Origin of the sequence: Bradyrhizobium sp. CCGUVB4N (assembly GCF_024199945.1) — a bacterium.
Lineage (GTDB): Bacteria > Pseudomonadota > Alphaproteobacteria > Rhizobiales > Xanthobacteraceae > Bradyrhizobium.
In genome coordinates, this window is the sequence record NZ_JANADP010000001.1 from 6,967,840 (window position 1) to 6,993,203 (window position 25,364).

General features: G+C 65.4%; 24 protein-coding genes. 15 read left to right on the forward strand and 9 right to left on the reverse strand.

Translation table 11 applies throughout. The features are described 5' to 3' along the window. The 4 genes from NLM31_RS32320 to NLM31_RS32335 form a co-directional block, all read right to left on the reverse strand. Nucleotides 1-978, reverse strand: coding sequence for a hydroxyacid dehydrogenase (locus NLM31_RS32320; protein WP_254194936.1), 978 nt, complete (start codon nucleotides 976-978; stop codon nucleotides 1-3). Nucleotides 979-990: 12 nt separating this feature from the next. Beyond that, the gene (locus NLM31_RS32325; RefSeq protein ID WP_254194937.1) at nucleotides 991-2,727 is read right to left on the reverse strand and encodes a TRAP transporter large permease subunit; all 1,737 of its coding nucleotides are present in this window, start codon (nucleotides 2,725-2,727) and stop codon (nucleotides 991-993) included. A 37-nt stretch (nucleotides 2,728-2,764) separates the two neighbouring features. Further along, nucleotides 2,765-3,796 (reverse strand): TRAP transporter substrate-binding protein, encoded by a 1,032-nt coding sequence (locus NLM31_RS32330; RefSeq protein ID WP_254133333.1) that lies wholly within the window; start codon nucleotides 3,794-3,796, stop codon nucleotides 2,765-2,767. Nucleotides 3,797-4,159: 363 nt separating this feature from the next. Then, nucleotides 4,160-4,603, reverse strand: coding sequence for a DoxX family protein (locus NLM31_RS32335; protein ID WP_254194938.1), 444 nt, complete (start codon nucleotides 4,601-4,603; stop codon nucleotides 4,160-4,162). 96 nt (nucleotides 4,604-4,699) lie between these two features. On the opposite strand from NLM31_RS32335, the gene NLM31_RS32340 reads away from it, so the two are divergent. From NLM31_RS32340 to NLM31_RS32355, 4 genes are all read left to right on the forward strand, one after another. Further along, nucleotides 4,700-5,620, forward strand: coding sequence for a LysR family transcriptional regulator (locus NLM31_RS32340; protein WP_254133335.1), 921 nt, complete (start codon nucleotides 4,700-4,702; stop codon nucleotides 5,618-5,620). A gap of 144 nt (nucleotides 5,621-5,764) precedes the next feature. Beyond that, the gene (locus NLM31_RS32345) at nucleotides 5,765-7,261 is read left to right on the forward strand and encodes a caspase family protein (RefSeq protein WP_254194939.1); all 1,497 of its coding nucleotides are present in this window, start codon (nucleotides 5,765-5,767) and stop codon (nucleotides 7,259-7,261) included. 151 nt (nucleotides 7,262-7,412) lie between these two features. Next, on the forward strand, nucleotides 7,413-9,080 hold the full coding sequence (locus NLM31_RS32350) for a SulP family inorganic anion transporter (protein WP_254194940.1): 1,668 nt from the start codon (nucleotides 7,413-7,415) through the stop codon (nucleotides 9,078-9,080). Between the two features lie 85 nt (nucleotides 9,081-9,165). Continuing rightward, nucleotides 9,166-10,143, forward strand: a complete 978-nt coding sequence (locus NLM31_RS32355) for an ABC transporter substrate-binding protein (protein WP_256561875.1) — start codon at nucleotides 9,166-9,168, stop codon at nucleotides 10,141-10,143. 8 nt (nucleotides 10,144-10,151) lie between these two features. On the opposite strand, the gene NLM31_RS32360 is transcribed toward NLM31_RS32355, so the two are convergent. Both NLM31_RS32360 and NLM31_RS32365 read right to left on the reverse strand, forming a co-directional pair. Further along, complete coding sequence (locus tag NLM31_RS32360) at nucleotides 10,152-10,511, reverse strand: hypothetical protein (protein WP_254133339.1); 360 nt, start codon at nucleotides 10,509-10,511, stop codon at nucleotides 10,152-10,154. Nucleotides 10,512-10,563: 52 nt separating this feature from the next. Next, the gene (locus NLM31_RS32365; RefSeq protein WP_254194941.1) at nucleotides 10,564-11,988 is read right to left on the reverse strand and encodes an FAD-binding oxidoreductase; all 1,425 of its coding nucleotides are present in this window, start codon (nucleotides 11,986-11,988) and stop codon (nucleotides 10,564-10,566) included. Between the two features lie 87 nt (nucleotides 11,989-12,075). Here NLM31_RS32365 and NLM31_RS32370 point away from each other — a divergent pair, with 87 nt between their 5' ends. Next, nucleotides 12,076-12,579: a thioesterase family protein gene (locus tag NLM31_RS32370; RefSeq protein WP_254194942.1), complete on the forward strand. Its 504-nt coding sequence runs from the start codon at nucleotides 12,076-12,078 to the stop codon at nucleotides 12,577-12,579. A gap of 16 nt (nucleotides 12,580-12,595) precedes the next feature. Here the strand turns inward: NLM31_RS32370 and NLM31_RS32375 are convergent, their stop codons facing one another. Next, nucleotides 12,596-12,766 carry a DUF1328 domain-containing protein gene (locus NLM31_RS32375; RefSeq protein WP_234679956.1) on the reverse strand — a complete coding sequence of 57 codons (171 nt, stop codon included), beginning with the start codon at nucleotides 12,764-12,766 and terminating at the stop codon, nucleotides 12,596-12,598. A 240-nt stretch (nucleotides 12,767-13,006) separates the two neighbouring features. Here NLM31_RS32375 and NLM31_RS32380 point away from each other — a divergent pair, with 240 nt between their 5' ends. From NLM31_RS32380 to NLM31_RS32415, 8 genes are all read left to right on the forward strand, one after another. Further along, on the forward strand, nucleotides 13,007-15,583 hold the full coding sequence (locus NLM31_RS32380; protein ID WP_254194943.1) for an ATP-dependent helicase: 2,577 nt from the start codon (nucleotides 13,007-13,009) through the stop codon (nucleotides 15,581-15,583). A 7-nt stretch (nucleotides 15,584-15,590) separates the two neighbouring features. Next, nucleotides 15,591-15,878 (forward strand): type II toxin-antitoxin system HicB family antitoxin, encoded by a 288-nt coding sequence (locus tag NLM31_RS32385; RefSeq protein WP_254133343.1) that lies wholly within the window; start codon nucleotides 15,591-15,593, stop codon nucleotides 15,876-15,878. Between the two features lie 88 nt (nucleotides 15,879-15,966). Then, complete coding sequence (locus tag NLM31_RS32390) at nucleotides 15,967-16,383, forward strand: hypothetical protein (protein WP_254133344.1); 417 nt, start codon at nucleotides 15,967-15,969, stop codon at nucleotides 16,381-16,383. Beyond that, a complete protein-coding gene (locus tag NLM31_RS32395) occupies nucleotides 16,383-17,051 on the forward strand; it encodes an OmpA family protein (protein WP_254196313.1) in 669 nt (222 codons plus the stop codon). Before NLM31_RS32390 ends, NLM31_RS32395 begins: the two co-directional genes overlap by 1 nt. Nucleotides 17,052-17,223: 172 nt before the next feature. Continuing rightward, the gene (locus NLM31_RS32400; RefSeq protein WP_254194944.1) at nucleotides 17,224-17,742 is read left to right on the forward strand and encodes a DUF962 domain-containing protein; all 519 of its coding nucleotides are present in this window, start codon (nucleotides 17,224-17,226) and stop codon (nucleotides 17,740-17,742) included. Nucleotides 17,743-17,774: 32 nt separating this feature from the next. Beyond that, a complete protein-coding gene (locus NLM31_RS32405) occupies nucleotides 17,775-18,806 on the forward strand; it encodes an NAD-dependent epimerase/dehydratase family protein (RefSeq protein ID WP_254133346.1) in 1,032 nt (343 codons plus the stop codon). 31 nt (nucleotides 18,807-18,837) lie between these two features. Continuing rightward, nucleotides 18,838-19,464 carry an isoprenylcysteine carboxylmethyltransferase family protein gene (locus NLM31_RS32410; protein WP_254133347.1) on the forward strand — a complete coding sequence of 209 codons (627 nt, stop codon included), beginning with the start codon at nucleotides 18,838-18,840 and terminating at the stop codon, nucleotides 19,462-19,464. A gap of 281 nt (nucleotides 19,465-19,745) precedes the next feature. Further along, nucleotides 19,746-21,050, forward strand: a complete 1,305-nt coding sequence (locus NLM31_RS32415; protein WP_254133348.1) for a sorbosone dehydrogenase family protein — start codon at nucleotides 19,746-19,748, stop codon at nucleotides 21,048-21,050. 3 nt (nucleotides 21,051-21,053) lie between these two features. On the opposite strand, the gene NLM31_RS32420 is transcribed toward NLM31_RS32415, so the two are convergent. Further along, nucleotides 21,054-21,878: an aspartate dehydrogenase gene (locus NLM31_RS32420; protein WP_254194945.1), complete on the reverse strand. Its 825-nt coding sequence runs from the start codon at nucleotides 21,876-21,878 to the stop codon at nucleotides 21,054-21,056. 37 nt (nucleotides 21,879-21,915) lie between these two features. Continuing rightward, nucleotides 21,916-22,833 carry a LysR family transcriptional regulator gene (locus NLM31_RS32425; RefSeq protein WP_254194946.1) on the reverse strand — a complete coding sequence of 306 codons (918 nt, stop codon included), beginning with the start codon at nucleotides 22,831-22,833 and terminating at the stop codon, nucleotides 21,916-21,918. Between the two features lie 131 nt (nucleotides 22,834-22,964). On the opposite strand from NLM31_RS32425, the gene NLM31_RS32430 reads away from it, so the two are divergent. After that, entirely contained in the window at nucleotides 22,965-24,263 is a 1,299-nt protein-coding gene (locus NLM31_RS32430) for an MFS transporter (RefSeq protein WP_254194947.1), read from the forward strand. A 21-nt stretch (nucleotides 24,264-24,284) separates the two neighbouring features. Beyond that, nucleotides 24,285-25,358 (forward strand): tartrate dehydrogenase, encoded by a 1,074-nt coding sequence (locus tag NLM31_RS32435; RefSeq protein ID WP_254194948.1) that lies wholly within the window; start codon nucleotides 24,285-24,287, stop codon nucleotides 25,356-25,358. Nucleotides 25,359-25,364 lie beyond the last annotated feature (6 nt).

The window sequence follows — 25,364 nt, forward strand, 5'->3', positions numbered from 1 at the left end:
TTATGCCCGCCGGGTCCAGTGGTCGGCATTGACGGCACCTTGCGGGGCCTCGCCCTTGATGATGGCGTCGACCTGCCGCACCGTTTCCAGCGACTGGTATTCGATCGCCTGCGGCGTCAGCCCGCCGACATGCGGCGTCGCGACGACGTTGGCGAATTTTGCCAGCTCCGGCGTCGGCATCTGGTCGGGCGCGCGGCCGACATCCATCGCAGCGCCCGCGATGCGGTTCTCCAGCAGCGCCTTCGCGAGCGCCGCCTCGTCGACGAGATTGCCGCGCGAGAGATTGATGAAGACGGCATGCTTCTGCATGCGCGCCAGCGCCGCCTCTCCGATCAGCTTCTCGGTCTGCTCGTTGGCGATTGCGAGGCAGACGACATAGTCGGACGCCGCCAGGAGTTCGTCGAGGCCGACCTGCCTGATCGCGCTGTCGCTGACATCAGCGAAGGGATCGGAGACCAGCACCTCCATGCGCATCACCTTGGCGATCTCGGCGAGGTAACGACCGATGCTGCCATAACCGATGATGCCGATCTTGCTGCCGGCGAGCTGACGGCCCATCCGTGCCTCCGGCTTGCGGCCGGCATGGTAGTCGGCCGTGGCCCGCGACACGCCGCGCGACAGGTCGACCATGAAGCCGACCGCGAGCTCGGCGACCGCCTGCACGAAGCCGGGACCGGCGCGGGTCACCAGCACGCCGGCCTGCGAGGCGGCATCGACGTCGACGTTGCGGATGTCGACGGCGCAGCGGACGAAGGCCCGCAAGCGTGGCAGCTGCGCAAAGATCTCGCCGCGGCCCTCGGTCATGCGATCGGCGACGATGATGTCGGCGTCCCCCGCTGCACTGACGAGGCCCGCGGAATCCAGCGCCCGATCCCCCTCGTGCAGGACCAATTCGGCAATGGCGCGCAGGCCGTTCAGGCTGCGATCTCCGTAATAATTGCGGCGCATCTCCGGCGTGTGGGCCAGCAGGACTTTCACGACGACACTCCTTCAGTAGCCGAACGCGCGCGGCAAGGCGGTGCTCAGCCACGGCACGAAGGCGATGACCAGCAGGCAGAGGAACAGCAGGCCGAGATAGCCCAGGATCGGCTTCACCGTCTGCTCGATCGGCACGTTGCCGATCAGGCAGGCGCCGTAGAGCCCGAGCCCGAGCGGCGGCGCGAACAGGCCGACGCCCATCGCGATCAGCACGGCGATCGCGAGCAAGATGAACAGCCAGGTGCCGCTCGTCTTGGACAGTCCCAGCATGAAGTCGCCGACCGCATGCGGCACCTGCTGCAAGGTCAGCGTGAACGCCAGCGACTGCGCGGCGGCAACGATGAACAGCACCAGCCCCGCGCGCGTCGCCGCCTGCACGAAACTGTGCGTCGCCGTTCTGAAACTGAGCTCGCGAAACACCACGCTCCCGACGATGAGCGCGTAGGCGACGGCGAAGGCCGAGATCTCGGTCGCCGTGGCAAAGCCGCTCTTGAAGCCGAAGAAGATCATGAAGATCAGGCCGAACGAGGCGATCGCGCCGCTCCACAATCCTGACACCGGTACCTGCGGCTCGACCTCCTCGGCCTCCGCCGGCGTCTTGCCGAAGATGATGGAGAAGGCGATCAGCACCGCCGCCATCAGCGCCGCCGGCAACAGGCCTGCCATGAACAGGCCGCCGATCGACAGGTTCGCGACGAAACCCAGAATGATCAGGTTGATGCAGGGCGGAATCGTCTCCGCCATCACCGCGGACGCCGCGAGCAGCGCCACCGCGCTGCCCGGATTCTGCTTCGAGCGGCGCGCCGCCGGGATCAGCACCGAGCCGACGGCCGCGACGTCGGCCATCTTCGAGCCCGAGATGCCGGAGAACAGCACCATCGAGGCCACCATCACGACGTTCAGGCCGCCGCGCATGCGGCCCACCGCGCGCTGCAACAGCTCGATCAGACGCACGGACATGCCGTTGGCTTCCATGAGGTAGCCGACGAGGATGAAGAACGGGATCGCGAGCAGCACGAAATTGTCGATGCCGCGCGCCATCTGCTGGGCGAAGATGACGCCGGGCAGCGCGCCCTCGACCCAGATGAAGATCAGCGCGGCCAGTGCCAGCGCAAACCCGATCGGCAAGCCGCCGAACAGCGTGGCGAAGAAGCCGATCAGCATCAGCACGCCCGCCGACGGCACCGAGGACGGCGATAGGTAATCCCAGGCGAGATAAAGCCCGGTCACGACGGCGACCGCGATGAGGCCTTTGACGATGTCAGGCAGCGGTCGTGCGCAGAGATGGTCGATCGCGAACACCGTCATGAACAGCGCGCCGACGCCCATCGGATAGAAGGTCAGCTCCAAAGGCAGGCCGGAGCCGGTGGTCTGCCCCGCGGTCAGCGAGCCCAGCTTGATGGCGTTGTAGGCGACATAGCCGGAGATCAGCACGACGAGCACGGCGCTGGCGGCATCGACCAGGGTGCGCAGCCGCAGCGCCAGCAGATCGCGGAAGAAGGACACGCCGACATTCTCGCCGCGCGCAAGCGCACTTGCGGCGCCGAAGAAGGCCGATCCGACCATCAATCCGCGCGCGACGTCATCCGACCATTCGACCGGCGCGTTGAAGCAGAAACGCAGCAGCACGGAGCCGCAGACAACCGCGAGATCGGCGGCCAGAAGGATGGCCGCGATCGCGTCACTCACGCGAAGCAGAAGCGCGATGCTCCCGTGCCGACCGCCCGAGAGCGGCACGGCTTCCGTCATCGCCAACTCAGATTTGGCCAACCCGGATTTGGCCATCTCAGGCTTGCGTCGAGCGAATGATGTCGATGACGGCCTTGGACTCCGGCCGCGCCTTGATGAAGTTCTCGGTCTGCGGCGCGACGCGCTTCTTGAACGCCTCGCGATCGCATTCGGCGACCGTCACGCCCTTCTCGGTCAGAGCCGCCAGCGCTTCCTTCTCGACTGCGAGCCCATGGGCGCGCGTGTCGACCGCGGCCTTCTTCGCGGCGTCGAGAAAACCCTCGCGCAGCTTCGGATCCATGCGGTTGAAGGTCATGTCGCTGAAATAGACCGCGAGCGGCGAGAAATTGTGCTGCGTCAGCGCGTAGAACTTCGCCGTTTCGAAGAACTTGCTGGCGAGGATCGTCGGCGGATCGTGCTCGAGGCCATCGAGCACGCCGGCCTGCAACGCCGTGTAGATTTCGCCGAACGCCAGCGGCGTCGCGGCCGCGCCCATCAGACGCAGGCACTCCGTGATGACGGGATTCGGCAGGGTGCGGATCTTGAGACCGGCGAGATCCTCCGGCGTCTTCACCGGCTTCTTCGCAAACACGCTGCGCGAGCCGAAATTATAGGCCCAGGCGATGATGCGGATGTTGCTGCCCTTGAGCAGCGCGTCCTCGATCGGCTTGGCGGCACCGGCGTCGAACGCCTTGGTCTGCTGCGGAAAGCTCGAGAACAGAAAGCCGAGGTCGTAGGTGCCGACCAGCGGCACCAGATTGGCCGAGATCGACGAGCCGGAGATCATGAGATCGATGACGCCGAGCTTCACCGAATTGATGACGTCGATTTCCTGGCCGAGCTGGTTGTCCGGGAAGAACGCGACCTCGACCTGCTCGCCGAGCCCGTTGCCCTTCAGATTCTTGACGAGATTATCGTAGTAGACGCGGCCGTTGGCGAATTTGGGATCGTTCGGCAGCGAGGAGGAGCATTTCAGCTTCAGCGTCGCGGCTTCGGCGCGGCCGATGATGGCTGGAGAGAGCACGAGGCCGGCGGTCACTGCCGTCGACGACTTGATGAACGTGCGACGGCTGACGGGCACGATAGTCATGGTGTCTCTCCCCAATATTATTTTTTGCAGCCGCGATCGTTGTCGCGGCGCGTTGGCCCGGACTGTATGGCCAAAGCGACGGGGCAGGCAAGGGTTGCGGCCGGCGCAGCCGAGACGGGACGAGCGCAAGGCGCGCCGGCGGAGACTGCAGCGGAATGCCTATATTTGCCGATGTTTTCGATCATGCCGCAGCGCGACCGAACGGCAGGCTATGCAAGATTGACGCAGATCGATCCAATTCAGGCATGGATCAATACCGAACGCAGATTGATGGGCTTTTGACGACTGCACGCGTGTTGGCACGCAACAAAAAGCTGCGGGACCGTGATCCCGCAGCTCTCGCGTTTCAATGATGCGACGATGTCAGCGCGACGACGCGACGCTCAACTGCCCGTTCGCCGCCTCGACATCGCGTGAGGGCCGCAGCGCGAAGGCGCCATCGCCGAGCAGCGCCTGCGCGACCAGCGCGATCACCCAGAACGCGGGGTATTCCCAGCCGCCCTTCGGGTTGGTGAAGAAGAACCCGGCGGCACCGTGCACGGTGAAGATCGCGCCGAGCAGGATCGGAATGCCGGCCAGCGCCGCATAGCGGGTCCAGACGCCGAGGATCAGGGCAATGCCGCTGAGGACTTCGACGGTCATCACAAGGTAGGCGAACTCCGGCGGGAAGCCGAGGCTGCCGAAGAACTTTGCCGTGCCGGCGGGGGTGAACACGAACAGTTTCAGGCTGGCATGGGCCAGGAACAGCGCGCCCAGCGTCACGCGCAGCACCAGCGCGGCGTAGGGAGCGGTACGGGAATCGATCATGGCGGTCTCCATTGTTGGGGCCACCTATGATCTATTCTCACTTGGATGATAATCGGCTATTCTTGAAATATACTTCACACCAATAGAGTGAAATAGATGCTCGACCGGCTGACCAGCCTGGAAGTCTTCGCCAAGGTGGCGGCGAACGGCAGCCTGTCCGGCGCGGCCCGGGCCATGGGTCTGTCGCAGACCATGGTCACCAAGCACGTGGCCTCGCTGGAGGCCCGGCTCGGCATCAAGCTGTTCCACCGCACCACGCGGCGGCTGTCGATCACCGAAGCCGGCCGCCTCTATCTGGAATCCTCCGAGCGGATCCTTGCCGACATGGAGACGGCCGATGCCGCGGTCGCACGGGAGCGCGCCGAGCCGCGCGGATTGTTGCGGGTCAACGTGCCCGTCGTGTTCGGCACGCGGCAGATTGCGCCCGTCATTGCAGACTTTTCGGAACGCTACCCCGAGGTGACCATCGAGCTCGGCCTCAACGATCGCCTCGTCGATCTCGCTGAGGAAGGCTGGGACCTCGCGATCCGCATCGGCAAGCTGCGCGACTCCAGCATGGTGGCGCGAAAGCTCGCACCGAACCGCCTCGTTGTGTGTGCCGCCCCGTCCTATCTGGCAAAACACGGCACGCCGCGCACCGTCGCCGACCTCGCCGCGCATAATTGCCTCGGCTACACGCTCACCCAGCAGGGCAGCGCCGCAGAATGGCCGTTCGGCGTCGACGGCGAGATCCGCATCCAGATCAGCGGCACGTTGCGCGCCAACAATGGCGATGCGCTGCGCGCCGCGACGCTGGCCGGCCTCGGCCTCGCCCGTCAGCCGACCTTCATTATCGCCGACGATCTGCGCGCCGGCACGCTGGTCGCGCTTCCGCTCGATCAGCCGGAGATCCAGTCCTCCGCGGTGCATGCGGTCTACCTGCCCGATCGCCGGCCGCCGGCGAAGGTGCGCGCCTTCATCGACTTTCTCGCCGCACGCTTTGCGCCTGACCCGCCCTGGGACCGTGGATTGTTCTGAAGGCACGGCACCGCGCGTCGGTTCTGGCAGACCCCCTGCCCCATTTTGCCGCACGCGAGAGCGTGAGCTAGCGCACAGACAGCGCCGCGGCCGACGACTAGAAAAGGTAATATCCTCGCGCTCATTGCCGATGGAGGTGACACCATGCGCCGTCCAGTCCTTTGCAATTTAGTTCTTGCTTCCGGTCTCCTTGCACTCACGCAACTCATGACGCCGACACAGGCCGCGGCCGAAGCCCGGCTTGCGCTGGTGATCGGCCAGTCCGCCTATCGCACGGTGCCGGAATTGCCGAACGCCGCCAACGATGCCAAGGGCATGGCCGAGCTGCTCGGCAATGCCGGCTTCACCGTCACCGCGGCGCCGAACCTCGCGCAGAGCGAGATGCGCCAGACGATCTCCGATTTCGCCGGCAAGGTCAGCGCCAGCGGCGCCGACACGGTTGCGCTGGTGTTCTATGCCGGCCATGGCTTGCAGATCGACGGCGAGAACTATCTCGTGCCCGTCGATCTCGATCCCAAGCGCGAGGCCGACATTCCGCTGCAGGGCGTGCGGCTGAACGATCTGCTCAACACGCTCGGCGCGCTGCCGACGCGGGCGCGCATCTTCATGCTCGACGCCTGCCGCAACAATCCGTTCCCGGCGCTGAGCGGTGCCGGCCACGGGCTTGCGATCGTCGACACCAAGGCGGGCGCGCCGGGCTCCTTCATCTCGTACTCGACCTCGCCCGGTGCCGAAGCCGAGGACGGATCCGGCGCCGACAGTCCCTACACCACGGCAGCGCTGACCGTTGCCAAGCAGCCGAATATCCCGATCGAGGAAGTGTTCAAGCGCATTCGCATCGCGGTCGCGCAATCGACCGACGGGCGGCAGATCCCCTGGGAAAGCTCGTCGCTGACGACCGACTTCAAATTCTACGGCGGTGACAGCGGCAGCGGACAGCCCGCGGCGCCGGGCGCAAATGCGATGGCCCTCGCCAGCGCGACGCGCAGCGTCGAGGACTGGCGCAAGGATTTGCAGGGCAAGGATGCCAAGGCCGCCTATCAGCTCGTGATCGCCGACGACACCGTGCCTGCGTATCAGGCCTATGTCGAACTCTATGCGCAGGACGCCCAGACGCCGCGCCTGCGTACGGTGCTGGAGCGGCGGCGTCAGATGCTGGCATGGGACCGTGCGGTGGCGATCAATACCCGCGCTTCGTACGAGACCTATCTCGCAAACTGGGACAACAGCGATCTCGCCGCGACCGCGCGCCGGCTGCTGCTTCGCGTGCAGAACCGCAATTATGCCCTGCCGGTTGCCGCCGCCGCAGTGCCGGTCGCCGTCGCGATGGCACCGACCTGCCCGTGCTCGGCACCGACGCCGCCGGCAACGCCGATCAACCCGACGGTTGCGCCCGTGATCAAGAAGCGCGTCGACGACACGCCGCCAAAGCGCAAGGTCGTCGACACGCCGCCGAAGCGCCGGCCGCCGCCTGACGAAGTCGTCGTCGAGCGCGCGCCGCCTCCCGGCCCGCCGCCTGAAGCCGTCGGAATCGGTCTCGGAATTGGCCTCGGCATGGGCATGGGAATGGGCATGGGCGGCCATGGCGGTGGAGGCATGGGACGCGGCGGCGGCGACTATAACCGCGGCACCAGGTACTGACACCGCCGCACTGCGATAGGCATTGATGTCCGCAAGCCTCGCTTGCGGACATTTTTGTTGATGATCGCGAAGTTGCGCAGTCGGCCGCCCTCCAATCCGGAAATGTTGTAGTCTGACGGACCACCGCAGATTTTCCGGGGATTCCGCATCGATGCCGCAAGACGCTCACGCCAGGAAAGCATGGCCGCTGTTTGGCTCGCTCGCCTCCTATGCCCTCCCCGGCGATCTCATGGCGGGGCTGACGCTGGCGGCGATCGCGATCCCCGAGCAGATGGCGACCGCGCGGCTCGGCGGCTTCGCGCCGCAGATCGGCTTCTTCGCCTTCATGGCGGGCTCGCTCGGCTTTGCTCTGCTCGGTGGCAACCGCTTCCTGTCCTGCGGTGCGGATTCCACGATCACGCCGATCTTCGCCGGCGGGCTTGCCGCTTTGGCCACTGCCGGCTCACCGGAATATCAGGGGCTCGCGATCGCGCTGGCCCTGATGGTCGGCGCGATGATGCTCGCCGGGGGCGCGTTCCGGCTCGGCGGTATCGCCAACCTTCTGTCGATGCCGGTGATGGTCGGCTTCCTCGCCGGCATCTCCGTCCACATCATCGTCTCGCAATTGCCGGGCGTGCTGGGACTGGACTCGCCGAGCGGCCCGACGCTCGATCGCATCGGCGTGCTCGCAACCGAGATCGGCCGCACCAATCCCATCACCTTTTGCATCGGCTTCGGCGTGCTCGCAGTGGTCTTCATCTCCGAAAGGATCAGCGCGAAAATCCCCGGCGCATTGATCGGGCTCGTTGCCGCGACGCTGGCCACGATCGCGTTTGGCCTGGAGAGCAAGGGCGTCAAAGTCGTCGGCACGGTGCCGGGCACGCTGCCCCGGCCGACCTTCCCTGATCTGGCGCCGGAGCAATGGGTGCACTTGGTGCCGCTCGCCTTCGTCGTGACCGTGGTGGTGATGGTGCAGACCGCAGCCACCACGCGGTCGTTCCCGTCCGATCCCGACAAGCCCGCCGATGTCGATCGCGACTTCCTCGGCGCCGGCGCGTGCAGCGTGCTGTCGGGCCTGTTCGGCGCGTTTCCGGTCAATGCCAGCCCGCCGCGTACGGGCATCGTTGCCGAGACCGGCGGGCAATCGCAGCTTGCGGGCCTTGCGGCCGCAGTGATCGTCCTGTTGCTGCTCGCGTTCGGAACGGGGCTGCTGCAGCATGTCCCGGATGCAGCTCTTGGCGGCATCCTGCTGTTCGTGGCGCTGCGGATCATCCGCACCAAGCAGATCGTGACGATCTATCGCCAGTCCTTCAGCGAGTTTCTGCTGATCGTCGCCACCGCCGCGCTGATCATCGTGCTGCCGATCCAGCAGGGCGCGTTCCTCGGCATCGTACTGTCGCTGTTGCACGGCATCTGGAGCACGACGCGCGCGAGACTGGTCGAATTCGAGCGTGTGCCGGGCACCACGATCTGGTGGCCGGCGCACCCGCACATCACCGGCGAGCGCATCGCCGGCGTCGCCGTGATCGGGCTGCAGGCGCCGCTGTCCTTCCTCAATGCGCCGGGCTTCCGCAGCGACGTGACGAAAGTCCTCGGCACGGCGACGCCGCAATTGCTGGTGCTCGAGGCAAGCGGCATGGTCGAGATCGACTTCACGGCCGCGCAGATCCTGCTCGACGTCTTCAAAGTCTGCCACGAACAAGGCGTCACGGTCGCGCTGGCGCGGCTGGAATCGGTGCGCGCGCAGGACGCCTTCGAGCGCTTCAGGCTGTTCGATGTGCTGCCGAAGGAGCACGTCTTCCACAGCGTGGACGAGGCCGTACGCAAGCTGGCGAAGTAGCTGCGGGGCGCCGAGCGATCTATCCCGCCGCCTCCAGTGTGCTACCCTGCGGGCCTCAAATATCTGGCCTTATCCTGGACGCTGCATGAAGCGACGAGGGTTCATCACGTTGCTCGGAGGCGCGACTGTTGCGTGCACAGTCGCGGCGCGCGGGCAGTCAACGAAACGGCCGACCATTGGCTTTCTTGGAACAGTCGCGCAATCATCGTGGACCAGGTCGACCGCTTCTTTCGAAACGAGGTTACGCGAGCTCGGTTGGATGGAAGGTCGCAATGCTGTTGCCCTCGATTATCGCTGGGCAGACGGACGCAATGACCGGATCGCCGAAATAGCCGCGGAGTTCGTCCGTCTCAAGGTCGACATCATTGTGACCGGAGGAAACGCGGTCCTCGCGATCAAGAAGCTGACATCGACGATTCCGGTCGTGTTCGCCGTAGCTGTGGACCCGGTTGGCAGTGGCTTCGTCGATAATCTGTCCCGACCGGGAGCCAACGTGACCGGACTGTCGATCCAGGGGCCCGATCTTGCAGGCAAACGAGCTGAACTTTTGCGGGAAGTCATTCCCGGGCTCCGACGGATGGCAGTGATGGCCAACGTTGCCTATCCCGCGGCCAAGCAAGAGCTGGCCGAGGTTCAGGCCGCGGCGCACGCGCTTGGCGTTGAGGTCATCGCACTGGAAATCCGCGGCGAGCAGGATATCGCACCTGCATTCGAAGGACTGAAGGAACGAGCCGAAGCGCTCTATATCGCGAGCGAAGCATTGGTAGACGCCAAGCAAGTTACGATCAACGAGCTGGCGTTGGGCGCACGGCTGCCGACAATCTGGGGGGTCAGTGGCGGTGTCCAAAGCGGCGGACTCATGTCCTATGGACCGAGCCTCCCGGCTCTGTTCCGACGGGCGGCCGATTACGTCGATCAGATACTCCGCGGGGCCAAGCCGGCCGATCTACCAGTCGAACAGCCGACCAAGTTCGAACTCGTGATCAACTTGAAGACCGCGAAGACGCTGGGGCTGAATATATCGCCCGCGCTGCTCGCCCGCACCGACGAGGTCGTCGAATAGGATCATGTCTAAACCAAAGCCGGATGATCGCGCTGCGCCGTTTCGCGGATCCAACTGGCGTGGATCGCGCGGAACAGGATCTGCGCCGTCTTGATGTCGTTCGCGGCCATGCAGAGATTGACGATGCGATGCACCGCGTCGTCGCGCATCAGGCCGTCGGAGATCTTCATCGCGATTTCCATCGCGACCTTTGCGGCGCGCTCATAACGCGCGCTCTCGCTTTTGTCGTTACAGGCGGAGCCTGCGGCGCTCTGGACCGCAGCGTCACAGATGGAGCGGATGCGCGCGACCGCCTCGATATCGCCGAGCGGCCACTCGATCGCTTCGTCCCATATATCTTCTCGCGTCCTGCGCGCGAACCACTGCATTGTCTCGCTCCGCCGTGATGGAGCGAGCATAAGCGAAAGGCAATGGCGCGCGCTACGCCTCCGGCACGATCTTGCCGGGGTTGAAGATGTTTTGCGGATCGAGTGCCATTTTTATCGCACGCATCGCATCGATTGCTTCAGGGCCGAGTTCCGCCTTGAGATATTTCTGCTTGCCCTGGCCGATGCCGTGCTCGCCGGTGCAGGTTCCATCCATCGCCTGCGCGCGTTCGACGAGGCGATGCATGAACTCCTCGCCGCGCGCCATCTCGGCCGCATCGTTGGTGTCACACACCAGCGAGCAGTGGAAATTGCCGTCGCCGACATGGCCGACAATCGGCGACAACAGGTTGAGACGCTTGAGATCTTCCTCGGTCTCGCTGACGCAGTCGGCGAGCCGCGAGATCGGCACGCAAACGTCGGTTGCAACCACGCCGATGCTGTCGCCGGGCCGCAGCGCCTTGACGGACCAATAGGCATCGTGCCGCGCCTGCCACAATTTCGTGCGATCTTCCGGCTTGGTGGTCCAGGAGAAATCGCCGCCACCGCACTCCCTTGCGATCTCGCCGAACGCCTTGGACTGCGCATCGACCTCGACCTCGCTGCCGTGGAACTCCATCAGCAGAAGCGGCGTCTCCGGCAGCGTCAGCTTCGAATAGGAATTGCAGGCCTTCACCTGCGCCGTGTTGAGCAACTCGATGCGCGCCACGGGAATGCCGGTCTGGATCGCCAGGATCACCGCCTGACACGCACCGTGCACGGTCTCGAAGGAGACCGCGGCCGCGGCGATCGTCTCGGGAATGCCGCGGAGACGAATGGTCAATTCGGAGATGATGCCGAGCGTGCCTTCGGCGCCGACGAACAGATGGGTCAGGTCATAACCGGCCGAGGACTTCTTCGCGCGTGTGCCGGTGGTGATGATCTCGCCATCGCCGCGCACGACTTTCAACGCCAGCACGCTGTCGCGCATGGTGCCGTAGCGCACCGCGTTGGTGCCGGAGGCGCGCGTTGAGGCCATGCCGCCGAGCGAGGCGTCCGCGCCGGGATCGATCGGAAAGAACAGGCCCTGGTCGCGCAGGTGCTCGTTGAGTGCCTTGCGGGTGACGCCGGGCTGGATCACGCAGTCGAGATCCTCGGCATGCACCGCGAGCACCTTGTTCATGTCGCGCAAATCGATCGAGATGCCGCCGGCGGGCGCGTTGACCTGGCCCTCGAGCGAGGTGCCGGTGCCGAAGGGAATGACCGGCACGCCGTGCTTCGCGCAGATCCGCACCACGTCCTGGATGTCGGCGGTCTCCTGCGCCATCACCACGCCGTCCGGCGGCTGGTTGACGATCCATGTGGTGGTATGGCCGTGCTGCTCGCGAACGGCCTGCGAGGTGATGAGGCGGTTGCCGAAGCGTGCGGCAAGCTGCTCCAGCGCGCTTGCAAGGGCTTTCGGCTCCGGCCGCGGCGGATTATTGGTGATGGTCGTACCCACGGATAGTCCTCCCGACACTGGAAACCGTGGCAAAGGACATCTCACCGGTCAAGTCAAGCGACCGGACGCATAGCCAGGGAATGAGACATGCCGGAGAGTGCCACCGCCCCTACGCCTGAGCCGTTCCGCGCCTCGATCATGCAGATCGAGCCGCAATGGATCGACTATAACGGCCATCTCAACATGGCCTATTACAACGTGATGTTCGACCGGGCGATCGACCAGATGTGGCTGCAGCTTGGGATCGGCCCGGGATACATGAAGGAGCGCAACGGCTCGACCTTCACCGCCGAGTGTCACGTGCGGTATCTGCGTGAGATTCACCTCGGCGATCCCGTGCAGGTCTCGGTCTGGCTGCTGGAGGCCGACGACAAGCGACTGCACACCTTCCAGGAGCTGCGGCACGCAACCGAGGGCTGGCTGTCGGCGACCTCCGAGAACATGTCGCTGCACATCGACATGGGCTCGCGCAAGGTGGCGGCCTTTCCGCCGGATATTCGCGCGCGCATCGCGGCCGTCGTCGGGGCTCACAGCGCCGTGCCGCGCCCCGAGGGCATCGGCCGAAACGTGGCAATGCCCTCGAAGCGTTAGTGCATGATCCGGCGCACTAGATCCTGCGGCCGCGGGCAAGGCCGACCACGGCCGAGACCAGGAACAGGACGATCGCGACGAAGAAGATGATCTTGGCGATTTCGATCGATGCGCCGGCGAGGCCGCCAAAGCCCAGAAGACCGGCGATCAGTGCGATAACGAGAAATGTCACAACCCAGCTCAGCATGGCCTTAACCTCTGTTTTGATGTCTGTCTGCGATCGGCGCGGCTGAGGCGCCTCACTTGAACAAACAATCTCCGGCTCGGAACATTGGTTCCGGCCCGCCGGGGCTGGAAATTCGTCCGGCACGCAGGAACAAATCAGCCCGGCGTGCACGTGGAAAACCCTTGCCGGCCGCCCCATATAGGCGGCAATCCCTGTTATGAAGGCTCCCTTCCGCCACCCCGCGGTGCCATCGTGGGGCCAATGATTCGCATGACCGAGCCGAGCAAAATCACCAGCGTACCCGACCACCAGCCCGCAGCCGGCGGCATCGCCGCGCGTGCGCGCGCCTCGGTGGGCCCGAAATATCTGACCGGGCTCAATCCCGAGCAGCGCGACGCCGTCGAAACGCTGGACGGCCCGGTCCTGGTGCTGGCCGGTGCCGGCACCGGCAAGACCCGCGTGCTGACCACCCGGATCGCCCACATCCTGAGCCAGGGCCGCGCCCGCCCCTCCGAGATCCTGTCGGTGACCTTCACCAACAAGGCCGCGCGCGAGATGAAGCACCGGCTCGGCCAGATGCTCGGCCAGGCTGTCGAGGGCATGCCGTGGCTCGGCACCTTCCACTCCATCGGCGGCCGCATTCTGCGGACCCATGCGGAGCTGGCGCAGCTCAAGTCGAATTTCACCGTGCTCGACACCGACGACCAGGTGCGGCTGCTGAAGCAGCTGCTGCAGGCCGACAACATCGACGACAAGCGCTGGCCCGCGCGCATGCTGGCCGGGCTGATCGATGGCTGGAAGAACCGTGGCCTGGCACCGTCGCAGGTGCCGTCAGGCGAAGCCGCCGTCTTCGCCAACGGCAAGGGCGGCAAGCTCTATGCGAGCTACCAGGAGCGGCTGAAGATTTTGAACGCGGCCGATTTCGGCGACCTGTTGCTCGAGGACATCCGCATCTTCCGCGAGCATCCGGATATTCTCCGGCAGTACCAGCAGCGCTTCAAGTTCATCCTGGTCGACGAGTACCAGGACACCAACGTCGCGCAGTATCTGTGGCTGCGGCTGCTGTCGCAGGCGCCGTCTTCCACCTCTCCCCGCGTGCGCGGAGAGGTCGCATCGCAGAGCGATGCGGGTGAGGCGGACTCTCCGAGCACCGAGCTCGTGGAGACTCTCCCTCTCCCCGCAAGCGGGGCGAAGGAGCAGACGCCGCACGTCAAGAACATCTGCTGCGTCGGCGACGACGACCAGTCGATCTATGGCTGGCGCGGCGCCGAGGTCGATAACATCCTGCGCTTCGAGCACGATTTTCCCGGCGCCAAGGTGATCCGCCTCGAGCGCAACTACCGCTCAACCGGCCACATCCTCGCGGCCGCCTCGCACCTGATCGCGCACAACGAAGGCCGGCTCGGCAAGACGCTGCGCACCGAAGACCAGGACGGCGAGAAGGTCACGGTCACGGGCTCGTGGGATTCGGAAGAGGAAGCCCGCGGCATCGGCGAGGAGATCGAGCAGATCCAGCGCAAGGGCGAGAAGCTCAACGAGGTCGCCATCCTCGTGCGCGCGTCCTACCAGATGCGCGAGTTCGAAGACCGCTTCGTCACGCTCGGCCTGCCCTATCGTGTCATCGGCGGCCCGCGCTTCTATGAGCGCGCCGAAATCCGCGACGCATTGGCTTATCTTCGCGTCATCAACTCGCCTGCCGACGATCTCGCCTTCGAGCGCATCGTCAACGTGCCTAAGCGCGGGCTTGGCGATGCCACCATACAGATGCTGCACGACCACGCCCGCAAGCGCCGCATTCCGCTGTTCGAGGCGGCACGCGCGGTGGTCGAGACCGACGAACTGAAGCCGAAGGCGCGCGGGTCCTTGCGCGACGTCGTCGCCCAGTTCGACCGCTGGCGCGCCCAGCGCGAGGTCACCGCGCACACCGATCTCGCCCAGATCGTGCTCGACGAGAGCGGCTACACCGAGATGTGGCAGAAGGACCGTTCGGCGGACGCAGCCGGCCGGCTGGAGAACCTCAAAGAGCTCGTGCGCTCGATGGAAGAGTTCGAGAACCTGCAAGGGTTCCTGGAGCACATCTCGCTGGTGATGGACCGCGATGGCGGTGCCGAGGAAGACGCCGTGTCCTTGATGACGCTGCACTCGGCCAAGGGTCTCGAATTCGACAACGTGTTCCTGCCCGGCTGGGAGGAAGGCCTGTTCCCGAGCCAGCGCACGCTCGACGAGCAGGGCCGCGCCGGTTTGGAAGAAGAACGCCGGCTCGGCCATGTCGGCCTCACGCGCGCGAGGCGGCGCGCGAAAATCTATTTCGCGACCAACCGGCGCATCCATGGCACCTGGTCGACCACGATCCCGTCGCGCTTCCTCGACGAACTGCCGGCGGCCAATGTCGAGATCACGGAATCCAAGGGTGGCTCGGCCTGGGGCGGCACCGGCGGCTACGGCGCCTCCCGCTTCGACGACATGGAGGCGTTCGGCTCGACCTATTCGACGCCGGGCTGGCAGCGCGCCCAGGCCAACCGCAATCGCGGCGGCGGACGCAATGGCGGCGGCGGACGTGGCGGCTTCGAGGAAGAGGCCCCGAACTTCTCGTCGTCCTCGTCATCCGGCCCCGATTTCGGCAGCTTCTCCTCGCGTCGCCGCGGGCCGATGACGATCGAGGGCGAGCTGGTCGCCAAATCGACCGGCACGACATCGGAATTCTCGCTCTCCGACCGTGTCTTCCACCAGAAGTTCGGCTACGGCCGCGTCACCAAGATCGACGGCAACAAGCTCACCATCGCCTTCGACAAGGCCGGCGAGAAGAAGGTCGTGGACAGCTTTGTGCAGCGGGCGTGAGGCCGACATGCCTCACTACGTCGCCATCATCGAAGACGCGGGCCCGGATGACGTCAGCCTGTGGTTTCCGGACCTGCCCGGCTGCATCTCCGGCGGCGACGACGCCGACGAGGCCCTGGAGAATGCGCCCGAGGCGATCGCATTCTATGCGCAGGAGCTGACCGAGGACGGCCGCGAGCTTCCCCCGCCCAGGACATTGGACGAACTCAAGGCCGATCCCGAATTTGCCGACGACATACGGAACCACACGGCCGTCCTGATCGAATTTCCTCCCAGCGACGACGCCGAGGAGTGAGGACTGTTAGCCGCACTGGCCGGACTCTCGACGGTTCTGGTTCGAACAGCCCTTGACCATGGCGAACTTCCCCGTATCAGATGCAACCATGGTCCGGGGCTCCATCACACTGATCGTGCTTTTGTTGGGGATGCCGTCGCTTGCGACGGCGGAGACCATGAGCTTTGGCGATTCGATCGGGCTGCTGGCAAAAAGCTGCGGTGCGGAAATCGTCGCCAATTGCCGCGGCGTCAATCCGGATTCCACCCGCCTCAAGGAGTGCCTGTCCCGCAACCGGGACGTGCTCTCCCAGCAGTGCCAGAGCGACTATCTCACGGCGTTCGATGCCATCCAGAAGCGCGTCGCCGCCCGCGTCACGGTCGCGAACGCCTGCCAGCGCGAGATCGTCAAGGTCTGCGGCGGCTCGACCAAGGAAACCAGCAAGTCGATCCCCTGCCTGATCTCGACGCCCAAGGGCATCAGCAACAACTGCCTGAAGGCCGTCGACGACGCGGGGTATCGATGATGCGGGCAACCGGGCACTTCACCGCCGGAATCGGTTTCGCGTTGGGTCTCGCTCTGCTCGCGGGCGCAGCGGGCGCGCAGACGGCGCCGACCCGCGACGACATCGTCGGCAAGCTCAATCATTTCGAGGAAGCCCCCGAAGTCGATCTCCCCGCGCTGAAGCAGCAGGTGATGGAGCGGGCCAAGGCCAGGATCAAGAACGATCCAGGTCCGGTGAACCGGCCTCTGATCGCGCCGGATCTCGCCAAGCTGCCCGCCTTCAACGCCCAGATCCAGTTCGACGCGGACACGCCGATCATCCAGCCGGACTCCTACCAGACCGTCGGCCGGATCGCCGACGCGCTGGTTCACGCCTCGCTGCTGCCCTACACCTTCCTGATCGTCGGCCATGTCGAGTCCAATCAGAAGACGCGGGAAGCCAACGCGATCCTGAGCCAGCGCCGGGCGGATGCGATCCGTGATGTGCTGGTGAACACCTTCAAGATCTCGACCAAGCGGCTGCAGCCGATCGGGCTCGGCGAGGAGCAGTTCCTCGACCGCGCCAAGCCGACCTCGGCCGTCAACGGCCAGTTGCAAATCCTGACCTTTGCCAAAGTGCCCGAAGAAGCGCCTGTGCATCCCGCAGCAGCCCCTGCGCCTGCGGCGAAAAAGCCCGCCAAGAAGCATTGAGCGCGCATCCGTCGCGTGTGGCGGAACCCGTTGAACTTCTGACTATTTTGTGACCTGTCTCACAGCGCGACAGCATGGTCCTGCGCGACAATAGCGCCGGTTTGTGCACTGCCCTATCAGGTGCTATAGGCTGTCTTCGCCCTTCCCCGCCCCCGTGCCGCACGAGACCAAGATGGCTGGCTATTTTCAACGCCAACTGGCCGATTATGTCGAATACCATCGCGATCCCTGGAATTGCGCGATGCATGTGGTCGGCATTCTCCTGCTGTTCACCGGCGCGACGCTGCCGCTGACGCTGGTCCATTTCTCCGTGTTCGGGGTCGAGGTCAGCCTCGCCGTGATTTTGGCCCTGCCCGTACTGGTATACTGGCTGATGCTGGACGCCGGCGTCGGGTTCGGCATCCTCGTGTCGATGATCGTGCTGCTTTCGGTCGCAACCGCGATCGGCAATCAGGTCTCGCTTGCCATGATGTGGTCGATTTTTGCGGTGCTGATCGTGCTCGGCGTCGCATCGCAAATCGTCGGGCACAGGGTGTTCGAGGAACGGCAGCCGTCGATGGTCGACCACCCCACGCATTTCCTGCTTGGACCGATGTTCGTCATGGCAAAATTTTACATTGCACTGGGTTTTCGTCGCGACCTCGCCGCGATTCTCGCGCCTCTTCCGACCAACTCCCTTTCAACCCGATAGCTTTCTCGAAGCGGAACAGCAAAACCTACTTCATGACTCTCGTACTGGTTACCGGTGGCAGCGGTTTCATCGGACAGCATCTTGTCGAAGCGCTCCGCGCCCGTGGGCAGCGGGTACGTGTTCTCGATGTGCGACCGCCGGCCACGGCGAACACGGATGTTGAGTATGTGCATGGCTCGGTGCTGGACGGTGCCGCGGTCGATGCCGCGCTTTCGGGCATAGATCAGGTCTATCACCTCGCCGGCCTGCCCGGCATGTGGGTCGCCAACAAGCAGGACTTCCACGACGTCAATTTCCGCGGCACCGAGGTCGTGCTTGCGGCTGCGATGAAGCACAACGTCTCGCGTTTCCTGCACTGCTCGACGGAATCGATCCTGTTTCCCTATGCGAACCTCAACGGCGTTGCCGCCGAGGAGGCGCTGCAGCCGGCTGACGCGATGCCGGGCGCCTATACGCGCTCGAAGTCGCTCGCCGAGCATCACGCTGCGAAAGCCGCAGCCAGCGGCTTCCCGCTCGTGATCGGCACGCCGACGATGCCGATCGGCGCCGCCGACCACAATCTGACGCCGCCCACCGCGATGCTGTGGTACTTCCTGCAGAAGAAGGTGCAGCCGCATCTCGACTTCCTGGTCAACCTCGTCGACGTCCGCGACGTCGCGATGGGCCTGTTACTGACCATGGAGCGCGGCCGCACCGGTCAGCGCTACATCCTCGGCGGCGACTGCGTCCGGCTCGGCCAGATCCTGCGGATGATGTCGGCGATGAGCGGACGGCGGCAATACCCGGTCGTCGTTCCCGGCAAGATCGCCGAGCTCTCCGCCATCATGCTGGAATCGATCTCCGATCGCATCACGCACCGTCCACCCAACGGCACCGCCGAGGGCGTGCGCATCGCGCTCGCCGCAAGCGATCTTTCGATCGGCAAGGCGCGTACCGAGCTCGGCTATGCGCCGCGCCCGATCGAACCGGTGCTGCACGAAACCATCACCCATCTGCTCGCCCGCAACGGCCAGCAGCCCTCCGGCGCCATCAAGCATCACGCGCTCTCCTCGCGCGCGAGCTAAGGCCGCCGCCCAAACCAAAGAACCTTTCCGCATGTCCTTCGATTTCAGCAAGCTTCTCTCCGTGGCCTGGGGTGGCTGGACCACGGCCTGGCCGACCGAACTCCTCGCCCTGATCTGGGTCGCCTTTCTCGCCAGCTGGGTGGGCGCCTCGTTCTGGCAGGGACAGACCAAGAAGCAGGTCATGACGCTGGAGTCGCAGCGCTATCGCCTGCCGATCCTGGTCGGCGGCATCCTGTACACGCCCTTTATTGCGGAGATCCTGGGCTGGAAGCCGCTCTGGGTGCTCGGCAACACCGGCATCGCCGTTGCCGCAATCCTCTCGGTCGCCGGCATCGCCTTCGCCTGGTGGGGCCGGCTGCATCTCGGAAAGTTCTGGTCCAACACCATCACCCACAAGGAAGATCACCGCGTCATCGACACCGGCCCTTACGGCATCGTGCGTCACCCGATCTACACCGGGCTGATCTTCGGCATGCTGGTGACCGGCGTTGCGATCGGCCTGGTGACGACGATCCTCGGCGCCATCCTGATCTCGCTCGGCATGTGGCAGAAGGGCCGGATGGAAGAGGTGTTCCTGTCAAAGGAGCTCGGCGAGGACGCCTACGGCGCCTATTGCCGCCGTGTACCGATGATCATCCCGTTCACGTCGCCGCGGTGATGTAGCCCCTGAACTCGCCGGTATCGTCCTGGCTTTCGCCGGGACAGCAATGTGGTGGCGGCTGCCATGCAAATTCGGCGTGCAGCCATTTGCGCCGTGAACGGCTCGATCCGACCCTGCACAGGTTGACCTTTTTACCGCCACCCAGTTGGATGCGCGCGCAAAACGGCATGACGACGTTCCATCGTGGATCTGGAGAGGTCGACGACCCGGTCTGAGCCCGCGCGGGGCTTTGGACGATCCGTCGTTGGACAGTGCCGCAGGTTCGACAGGGGATTTTCATGACATTTTCCAGCATCTTCGCGCAGTTCGTCGCGTTCGTGGGCGGCATCGCGCTGCAATGGCGAAAGCTGTCGGGCACCACGCCCGCGCCGGCCTGGGGGCAGGCCCCGGCGATTCCCGACGCGAAGCCGCAAGGCGCGCTGCCGACGCTGAAGATGCCGACCGCCCGCGGCTGGAGCGAGGGCCAGAAGCCGACGGTCGCGCCCGGGCTCAAGGTCAATGCGTTTGCCACCGGCCTCGACCATCCGCGCTGGATCGAGGTGCTGCCCAATGGCGACGTGCTGATTGCGGAAGCCACGCAGATCGCGGGTGCTCCGAGGTCGGTGTTCCACTACGCGATGCAGGCGACGATGCGGCGCGCCGCGGCACTCGGCGAGTCCGCCAACCGCATCACGCTCCTGCGCGACAAGGACGGCGACGGTGTCGCAGAACATCGCGGCGCCTTCATGGAGAACCTCAGCCAGCCGTTCGGCATGGCGCTGGTCGGCGACACCTTCTATGTCGGCAACACCGACGGCGTGATGGCCTTCCCTTACGTCGCCAATGCCGACCGCATCACCGCGTCCGGCAAGCGGCTCACCACTTTCAAGCCCGCCGGCCACTGGACGCGCAGCCTGCTCGCGAGCCCCGACGGCAAGAAGCTCTATGCCGGCGTCGGCTCGCTCAGCAACATCGCCGAGATGGGCATGGAGGTCGAGGAAGGCCGCGCCGCGGTCTACGAGCTCGATCTCGTCGCCGGCACGCACCGCATCTTCGGCGCAGGCCTGCGCAACCCGGTTGGACTCGCATGGGAGCCCAACACGAACGTGCTCTGGACCGTCGTCAACGAGCGCGACGGGCTCGGCGACGAGACGCCGCCGGATTACCTGACCTCGGTGCGTGATGGCGGCTTCTACGGCTGGCCCTATTGCTACTGGGGCAAGACGGTCGACGACCGCGTGCCGCAGGATCCCGCGATGGTCGCCAAGGCGCTGCAACCCGACTACGCGCTCGGTGGCCACACCGCTTCGCTCGGCCTGTGCTGGATGCCATCAGGCACCCTGCCGGGCTTCCCCGACGGCATGGTGATCGGCCAGCACGGCTCGTGGAATCGCAGCACGCTGTCCGGCTACAAACTGGTGTTCATCCCGTTCGAGAACGGCAAGCCGTCCGGCCCCGGCCGCGACATCCTGTCGGGCTTCCTGTCCCCGGACGAGAAGGAATCCTACGGCCGCCCGGTCGGCGTCGTGATCGGCCCCGACAAGAAGTCGCTGCTGATGGCCGACGACGTCGGCAACGTAATCTGGCGCGTGACGGGCGCTTGAGGATTACGTTCCAACGCAAAGCGTAGCGCGCTGCTTCTTCAGCAGCGCGATCACGGACAGCGCGGTGATCATCCCGGTCTTGGGATTTTCGGACGGGATGTTCTCGATGCCCATCGAGAACCGCGCCGAATCCGCCTCGACCTCGATGCGATGAACGTTGCGCGTCACGGTGGGGTCGGCCCAAACCTGCATCTGGGTGCGATCCGGCCCGATGCCCGCCAGCGACAGCGCAACGGCGACATTGACGTTCGCCGGAAAGCCCTTCGCCGCGTCGCGCGCGCTGCCTTCGAACAGCTTGAGCGGCTCGCGCAGATTGTCGATGTCGATGTTGTTCTGAACGATGAACGGTGCGCCCTTCAGCCCGTCGACCGGCTTGCGCGTGACCATCTTCACCGAATGAATGGTGCCGACCGCAGCCGCGTTGACCGCGTCGAGCCCGATCAGCGCGCCGGTCGGGACGAGGATGCGACCGCCATTGGCGCGGGCGAGATCGATCAGATCATCATTGTCGAGCAATCCGCCGACGCTGACCACGACCGCGGACCTGCCGCGCTTCACCGCCGGCTCGACGATCGCACGCAACTGGCTGCTCGGCGCGCACTCGACGACGATGTCGGCGGCGTCGCCGAGCTGGTCGATCGGCAGGATTTGCGGCAGATGGCGAAGGCCGTTCAGAAATGCCTGATGCTTGGCGGGATCGCGCACGGCCACGGCCGACAGCGTCAGGCCCTCGATGCCTTGATCGAGCGCGGTCGCGATCTTGGTGCCGATCGAGCCCAGGCCCGCGATGGCCACCCGCAATTCGTTGGAAGCTTTTTGTCCGCTCATCGCATCACACCCTATGTCCAAACCCAGTCATAACCGCTCACGCCTCCCGCGCATAGCTGCGCAGGCGCGCCTCGAGCACTGCGAGCATCGCATCGCGGGCCGGATCGCGCGAGCCGCGTAACCAGGCCGCGGCCAGCGGCAGCCGGCCGACGGGGCCGCTCTGCTTCGGCCGGAGCGGCACGAAGCGCACGCCCGTCACCGCCATCCGCGTGGTCCAGCGCGGTACGATGGCGACGCCGAGCTTCGTTGCCACCAGATGGATGATGGTCTGCTTCTCGTCGGCGACCTGCACGATGCGCGGCGTCAAGCCGGCCTGCTCGAACAGTTTTATCGTGAGGTCGTGGCTATGTGGTCGCGAGCGGCGGTCAGGGACGAGCATGGCTTCGTCGGCGATGTCGGCCAGCGTGATCGACTTGCGCCCGGCGAGCGCGTGGCGCTGCGGAAACGCGACGATCGCGGTTTCCTGAAGCAGAGGCCGAAACTCGAGCCGCTTGTCCGCCCGGTCGGGCGGACGGACGAAGGCGAGATCGAGCGCGCCGGTCAGGACCTTGGGCAACAGCCGGACGGTCTTGTCCTCCAGAAGCTGCACCGCGACCTCCGGATGTTTTGTCCGGAAATCGCGCAGTAGCGGCGGCAGCAACCCGGCCGCGGCGCTGTCGATGGCGCCGACCCGCAGCCGCCGCGCAGCGCCCGCCCGCGAGCGATTGCGCAGATTGCTCTCCACGGCCTCGACCCGGGCAAGGATGGCGCGGGCGTCGCGCAGCAGCGACGTGCCGTCCTCGGTGAGCGAGACCGCGCGGGTCGTGCGCGCGAACAGCCGCGTTCCCAGATCCTCTTCCAAAAGCCTGATCTGGCGCCCGAGCGCCGACGGCAGCATCTGGAGATGCTGCGCGGCGCGGCCGAAATGCAGCTGCTCGGCCGCCGCCACGAAGCATCGCAACTGATGCAATTCCATTCCGGATCCTCTCGTCTCGCCGTCGGAGGATTATATCATTTTTTTGTATAAACCAGTGCCAATTGAGTCCGCCAGCCGCTCCCGCCTAGGCTCGCTGCCACACAACAAGCCGGAACCGTGGGGAGGCCAGAGTGGCGAGCGAGATTCAGACGCGCGTGCTGCGCAAGATCACCTGGCGCATCGTTCCCTTCATCATGCTGCTCTACTTCGTGGCCTTCATCGACCGCGTCAATATCGGCTTTGCTTCGCTGACGATGAACAAGGACATCGGCCTGTCGCCGACCGTCTACGGTTTTGGCGCCGGCATCTTCTTCTGGGGCTATTTCCTGTTCGAGGTGCCCTCCAACATCATCCTGCACAAGGTCGGCGCGCGGATCTGGATCGCGCGGGTGATGATCACCTGGGGCATGGTCTCGGCGGCGATGGCGTTCGTGCAAGGCGCGACCAGCTTCTACATCCTGCGCTTCCTGCTCGGCGTCGCGGAAGCCGGCTTCTTTCCCGGCATCATCCTCTATCTCTCCTACTGGTTCCCCGCACGCCAGCGCGCCGCGGTGACCGCATTGTTCATGGCGGCAGCACCACTCTCGACCGTGCTGGGTTCGCCGGTGTCCGGTGCACTGCTGGAGATGGACGGCCTGCTCGGCTTCAAGGGCTGGCAATGGCTGTTCGTGCTGGAGGCGCTGCCGGCCGTGCTGCTCGGCTTCGTCGTGCTGGCCTTCCTGACCGATCGCCCGGAGAAAGCAAAATGGCTCGCCGATGACGAGCGCCGCTGGCTGGTCGAGACCATGAACGAGGAGACCACCAGCAAGGCCGCGACTGCGAGCCACAGCATCTGGCGCGGGCTGGCCGATCCGCGCGTGCTGGCGCTGTCGCTGATCTATTTCGGCACCTCGGCCGGCCTCTACACGCTCGGCGTCTGGGCGCCGCAGATCATCAAGCAGTTCGGCCTGTCTTCGCTCCAGGTCGGCTTCCTCAACGCGTTGCCGGCCACGGCGGCAGTCGTCGCCATGGTGCTGTGGGCGCGGCATTCGGACCGCACCGGCGAGCGCACCTGGCACGTCGTGCTCGCCTGCCTGATTGCCGCCGTGGGCCTCGCCTATGCCGGCCTTGCATCCGGCGTCGTCGCGGTGCTCGTCGCGCTGACGCTCGTCAATATCGGCATCTCCTCCGCAAAGCCGCCGCTCTGGAGCATGCCGACGCTGTTCCTCTCCGGCCCCGCGGCCGCGGCGGGCATTGCCACCATCAACTCGATCGGCAATCTCGGCGGCTTCGTCGGTCCGGCCATGATCGGCTGGATCAAGGACCAGACCGGCAGTTTTGTCGGCGGTCTGTACTTCGTCAGTGGCCTGCTCGTTCTCTCGGCGGTGCTGACCCTGCTATTGTCGCGCGCGCAGACCGCGCCCGTCGAACCCGTCCCGCAATCCCACTGACACCCCAAACGGAGCACATCCATGCGCACCCATTCGATCGCAGCCATTCCCGCCGACGGCATCGGCCCCGAGGTGATCTCGGCCGGAATCCGCGTGCTGGAGGCGCTGGCAAAACGCAGCGGCGACCTCGCCTTCAACGTCAAGACCTTCGACTGGGGCTCGGACTATTACAAGAAGCACGGCGTGATGATGCCGGCGGACGGCCTTGCTGAGCTGAAGACATTCGACGCGATCTATTTCGGCGCGGTCGGCGCGCCCGACGTGCCCGATCACATCACGCTGTGGGGCCTGCGCCTGCCGATCTGCCAGGGCTTTGACCAGTACGCCAATGTGCGGCCGACCAAGATCCTGCCCGGTGTCGCCTCGCCGCTGCGCAATGTCGGCGTCGGCGATCTCGACTGGGTGATCGTGCGCGAGAACTCGGAAGGCGAATATGCCGGCATGGGCGGCCGCGCGCATAAGGGTCTGCCGGAAGAGGTCGGCACCGAAGTGGCCGTCTTCACCCGCGTCGGCGTGACCCGGATCATGCGCTACGCATTCCAGCTCGCGCAATCGCGTCCGCGCAAATTCCTGACCGTGGTGACCAAGTCGAACGCGCAGCGCCACGGCATGGTGATGTGGGACGAGATCGCCGCTGAAGTTGCGACCGAATTCCCCGACGTCACCTGGGACAAGATGCTGGTCGACGCCATGACCGTGCGCATGACGCTGCATCCGAAGAGCCTCGACACCATCGTGGCGACCAACCTCCACGCCGACATTCTCTCGGACCTCGCCGGCGCGCTTGCCGGCAGCCTCGGCGTGGCTCCGACCGGCAACATCGATCCGCAGCGCCGCTTCCCCTCGATGTTCGAACCGATTCACGGCTCGGCCTTCGACATCACCGGCAAGGGCATCGCCAACCCGGTCGCGACATTCTGGACCGGCGCACAGATGCTCGAGCATCTCGGCGAGAAGGATGCCGCCGCGCGCCTGATGAAGGCCGTCGAGCAGGTCTGCGCCGCCGGCGTGCTGACGCCCGATGTCGGCGGCAAGGCGACCACGAAGGAAGTGACGGATGCCGTGATCGACGCGATCCACGGCTCGAACGTCTAGAGGAAA

Excerpts from the sequence above, each read along its gene's own strand:
- NLM31_RS32390 (WP_254133344.1), top strand. The coding sequence starts at position 15,967 with ATGGTCCGGGGCTCCATCACACTGATCGTGCTTTTGTTGGGGATGCCG.
- NLM31_RS32435 (WP_254194948.1), top strand. The coding sequence starts at position 24,285 with ATGCGCACCCATTCGATCGCAGCCATTCCCGCCGACGGCATCGGCCCC.
- NLM31_RS32350 (WP_254194940.1), top strand. The coding sequence starts at position 7,413 with ATGCCGCAAGACGCTCACGCCAGGAAAGCATGGCCGCTGTTTGGCTCG.
- NLM31_RS32410 (WP_254133347.1), top strand. The coding sequence starts at position 18,838 with ATGTCCTTCGATTTCAGCAAGCTTCTCTCCGTGGCCTGGGGTGGCTGG.
- NLM31_RS32345 (WP_254194939.1), top strand. The coding sequence starts at position 5,765 with ATGCGCCGTCCAGTCCTTTGCAATTTAGTTCTTGCTTCCGGTCTCCTT.
- NLM31_RS32360 (WP_254133339.1), bottom strand. The coding sequence starts at position 10,511 with ATGCAGTGGTTCGCGCGCAGGACGCGAGAAGATATATGGGACGAAGCG.
- NLM31_RS32340 (WP_254133335.1), top strand. The coding sequence starts at position 4,700 with ATGCTCGACCGGCTGACCAGCCTGGAAGTCTTCGCCAAGGTGGCGGCG.
- NLM31_RS32370 (WP_254194942.1), top strand. The coding sequence starts at position 12,076 with ATGCCGGAGAGTGCCACCGCCCCTACGCCTGAGCCGTTCCGCGCCTCG.
- NLM31_RS32420 (WP_254194945.1), bottom strand. The coding sequence starts at position 21,878 with ATGAGCGGACAAAAAGCTTCCAACGAATTGCGGGTGGCCATCGCGGGC.
- NLM31_RS32325 (WP_254194937.1), bottom strand. The coding sequence starts at position 2,727 with ATGACGGAAGCCGTGCCGCTCTCGGGCGGTCGGCACGGGAGCATCGCG.
- NLM31_RS32375 (WP_234679956.1), bottom strand. The coding sequence starts at position 12,766 with ATGCTGAGCTGGGTTGTGACATTTCTCGTTATCGCACTGATCGCCGGT.
- NLM31_RS32335 (WP_254194938.1), bottom strand. The coding sequence starts at position 4,603 with ATGATCGATTCCCGTACCGCTCCCTACGCCGCGCTGGTGCTGCGCGTG.
- NLM31_RS32330 (WP_254133333.1), bottom strand. The coding sequence starts at position 3,796 with ATGACTATCGTGCCCGTCAGCCGTCGCACGTTCATCAAGTCGTCGACG.
- NLM31_RS32355 (WP_256561875.1), top strand. The coding sequence starts at position 9,166 with ATGAAGCGACGAGGGTTCATCACGTTGCTCGGAGGCGCGACTGTTGCG.
- NLM31_RS32385 (WP_254133343.1), top strand. The coding sequence starts at position 15,591 with ATGCCTCACTACGTCGCCATCATCGAAGACGCGGGCCCGGATGACGTC.
- NLM31_RS32395 (WP_254196313.1), top strand. The coding sequence starts at position 16,383 with ATGCGGGCAACCGGGCACTTCACCGCCGGAATCGGTTTCGCGTTGGGT.
- NLM31_RS32380 (WP_254194943.1), top strand. The coding sequence starts at position 13,007 with ATGATTCGCATGACCGAGCCGAGCAAAATCACCAGCGTACCCGACCAC.
- NLM31_RS32400 (WP_254194944.1), top strand. The coding sequence starts at position 17,224 with ATGGCTGGCTATTTTCAACGCCAACTGGCCGATTATGTCGAATACCAT.
- NLM31_RS32405 (WP_254133346.1), top strand. The coding sequence starts at position 17,775 with ATGACTCTCGTACTGGTTACCGGTGGCAGCGGTTTCATCGGACAGCAT.
- NLM31_RS32425 (WP_254194946.1), bottom strand. The coding sequence starts at position 22,833 with ATGGAATTGCATCAGTTGCGATGCTTCGTGGCGGCGGCCGAGCAGCTG.
- NLM31_RS32415 (WP_254133348.1), top strand. The coding sequence starts at position 19,746 with ATGACATTTTCCAGCATCTTCGCGCAGTTCGTCGCGTTCGTGGGCGGC.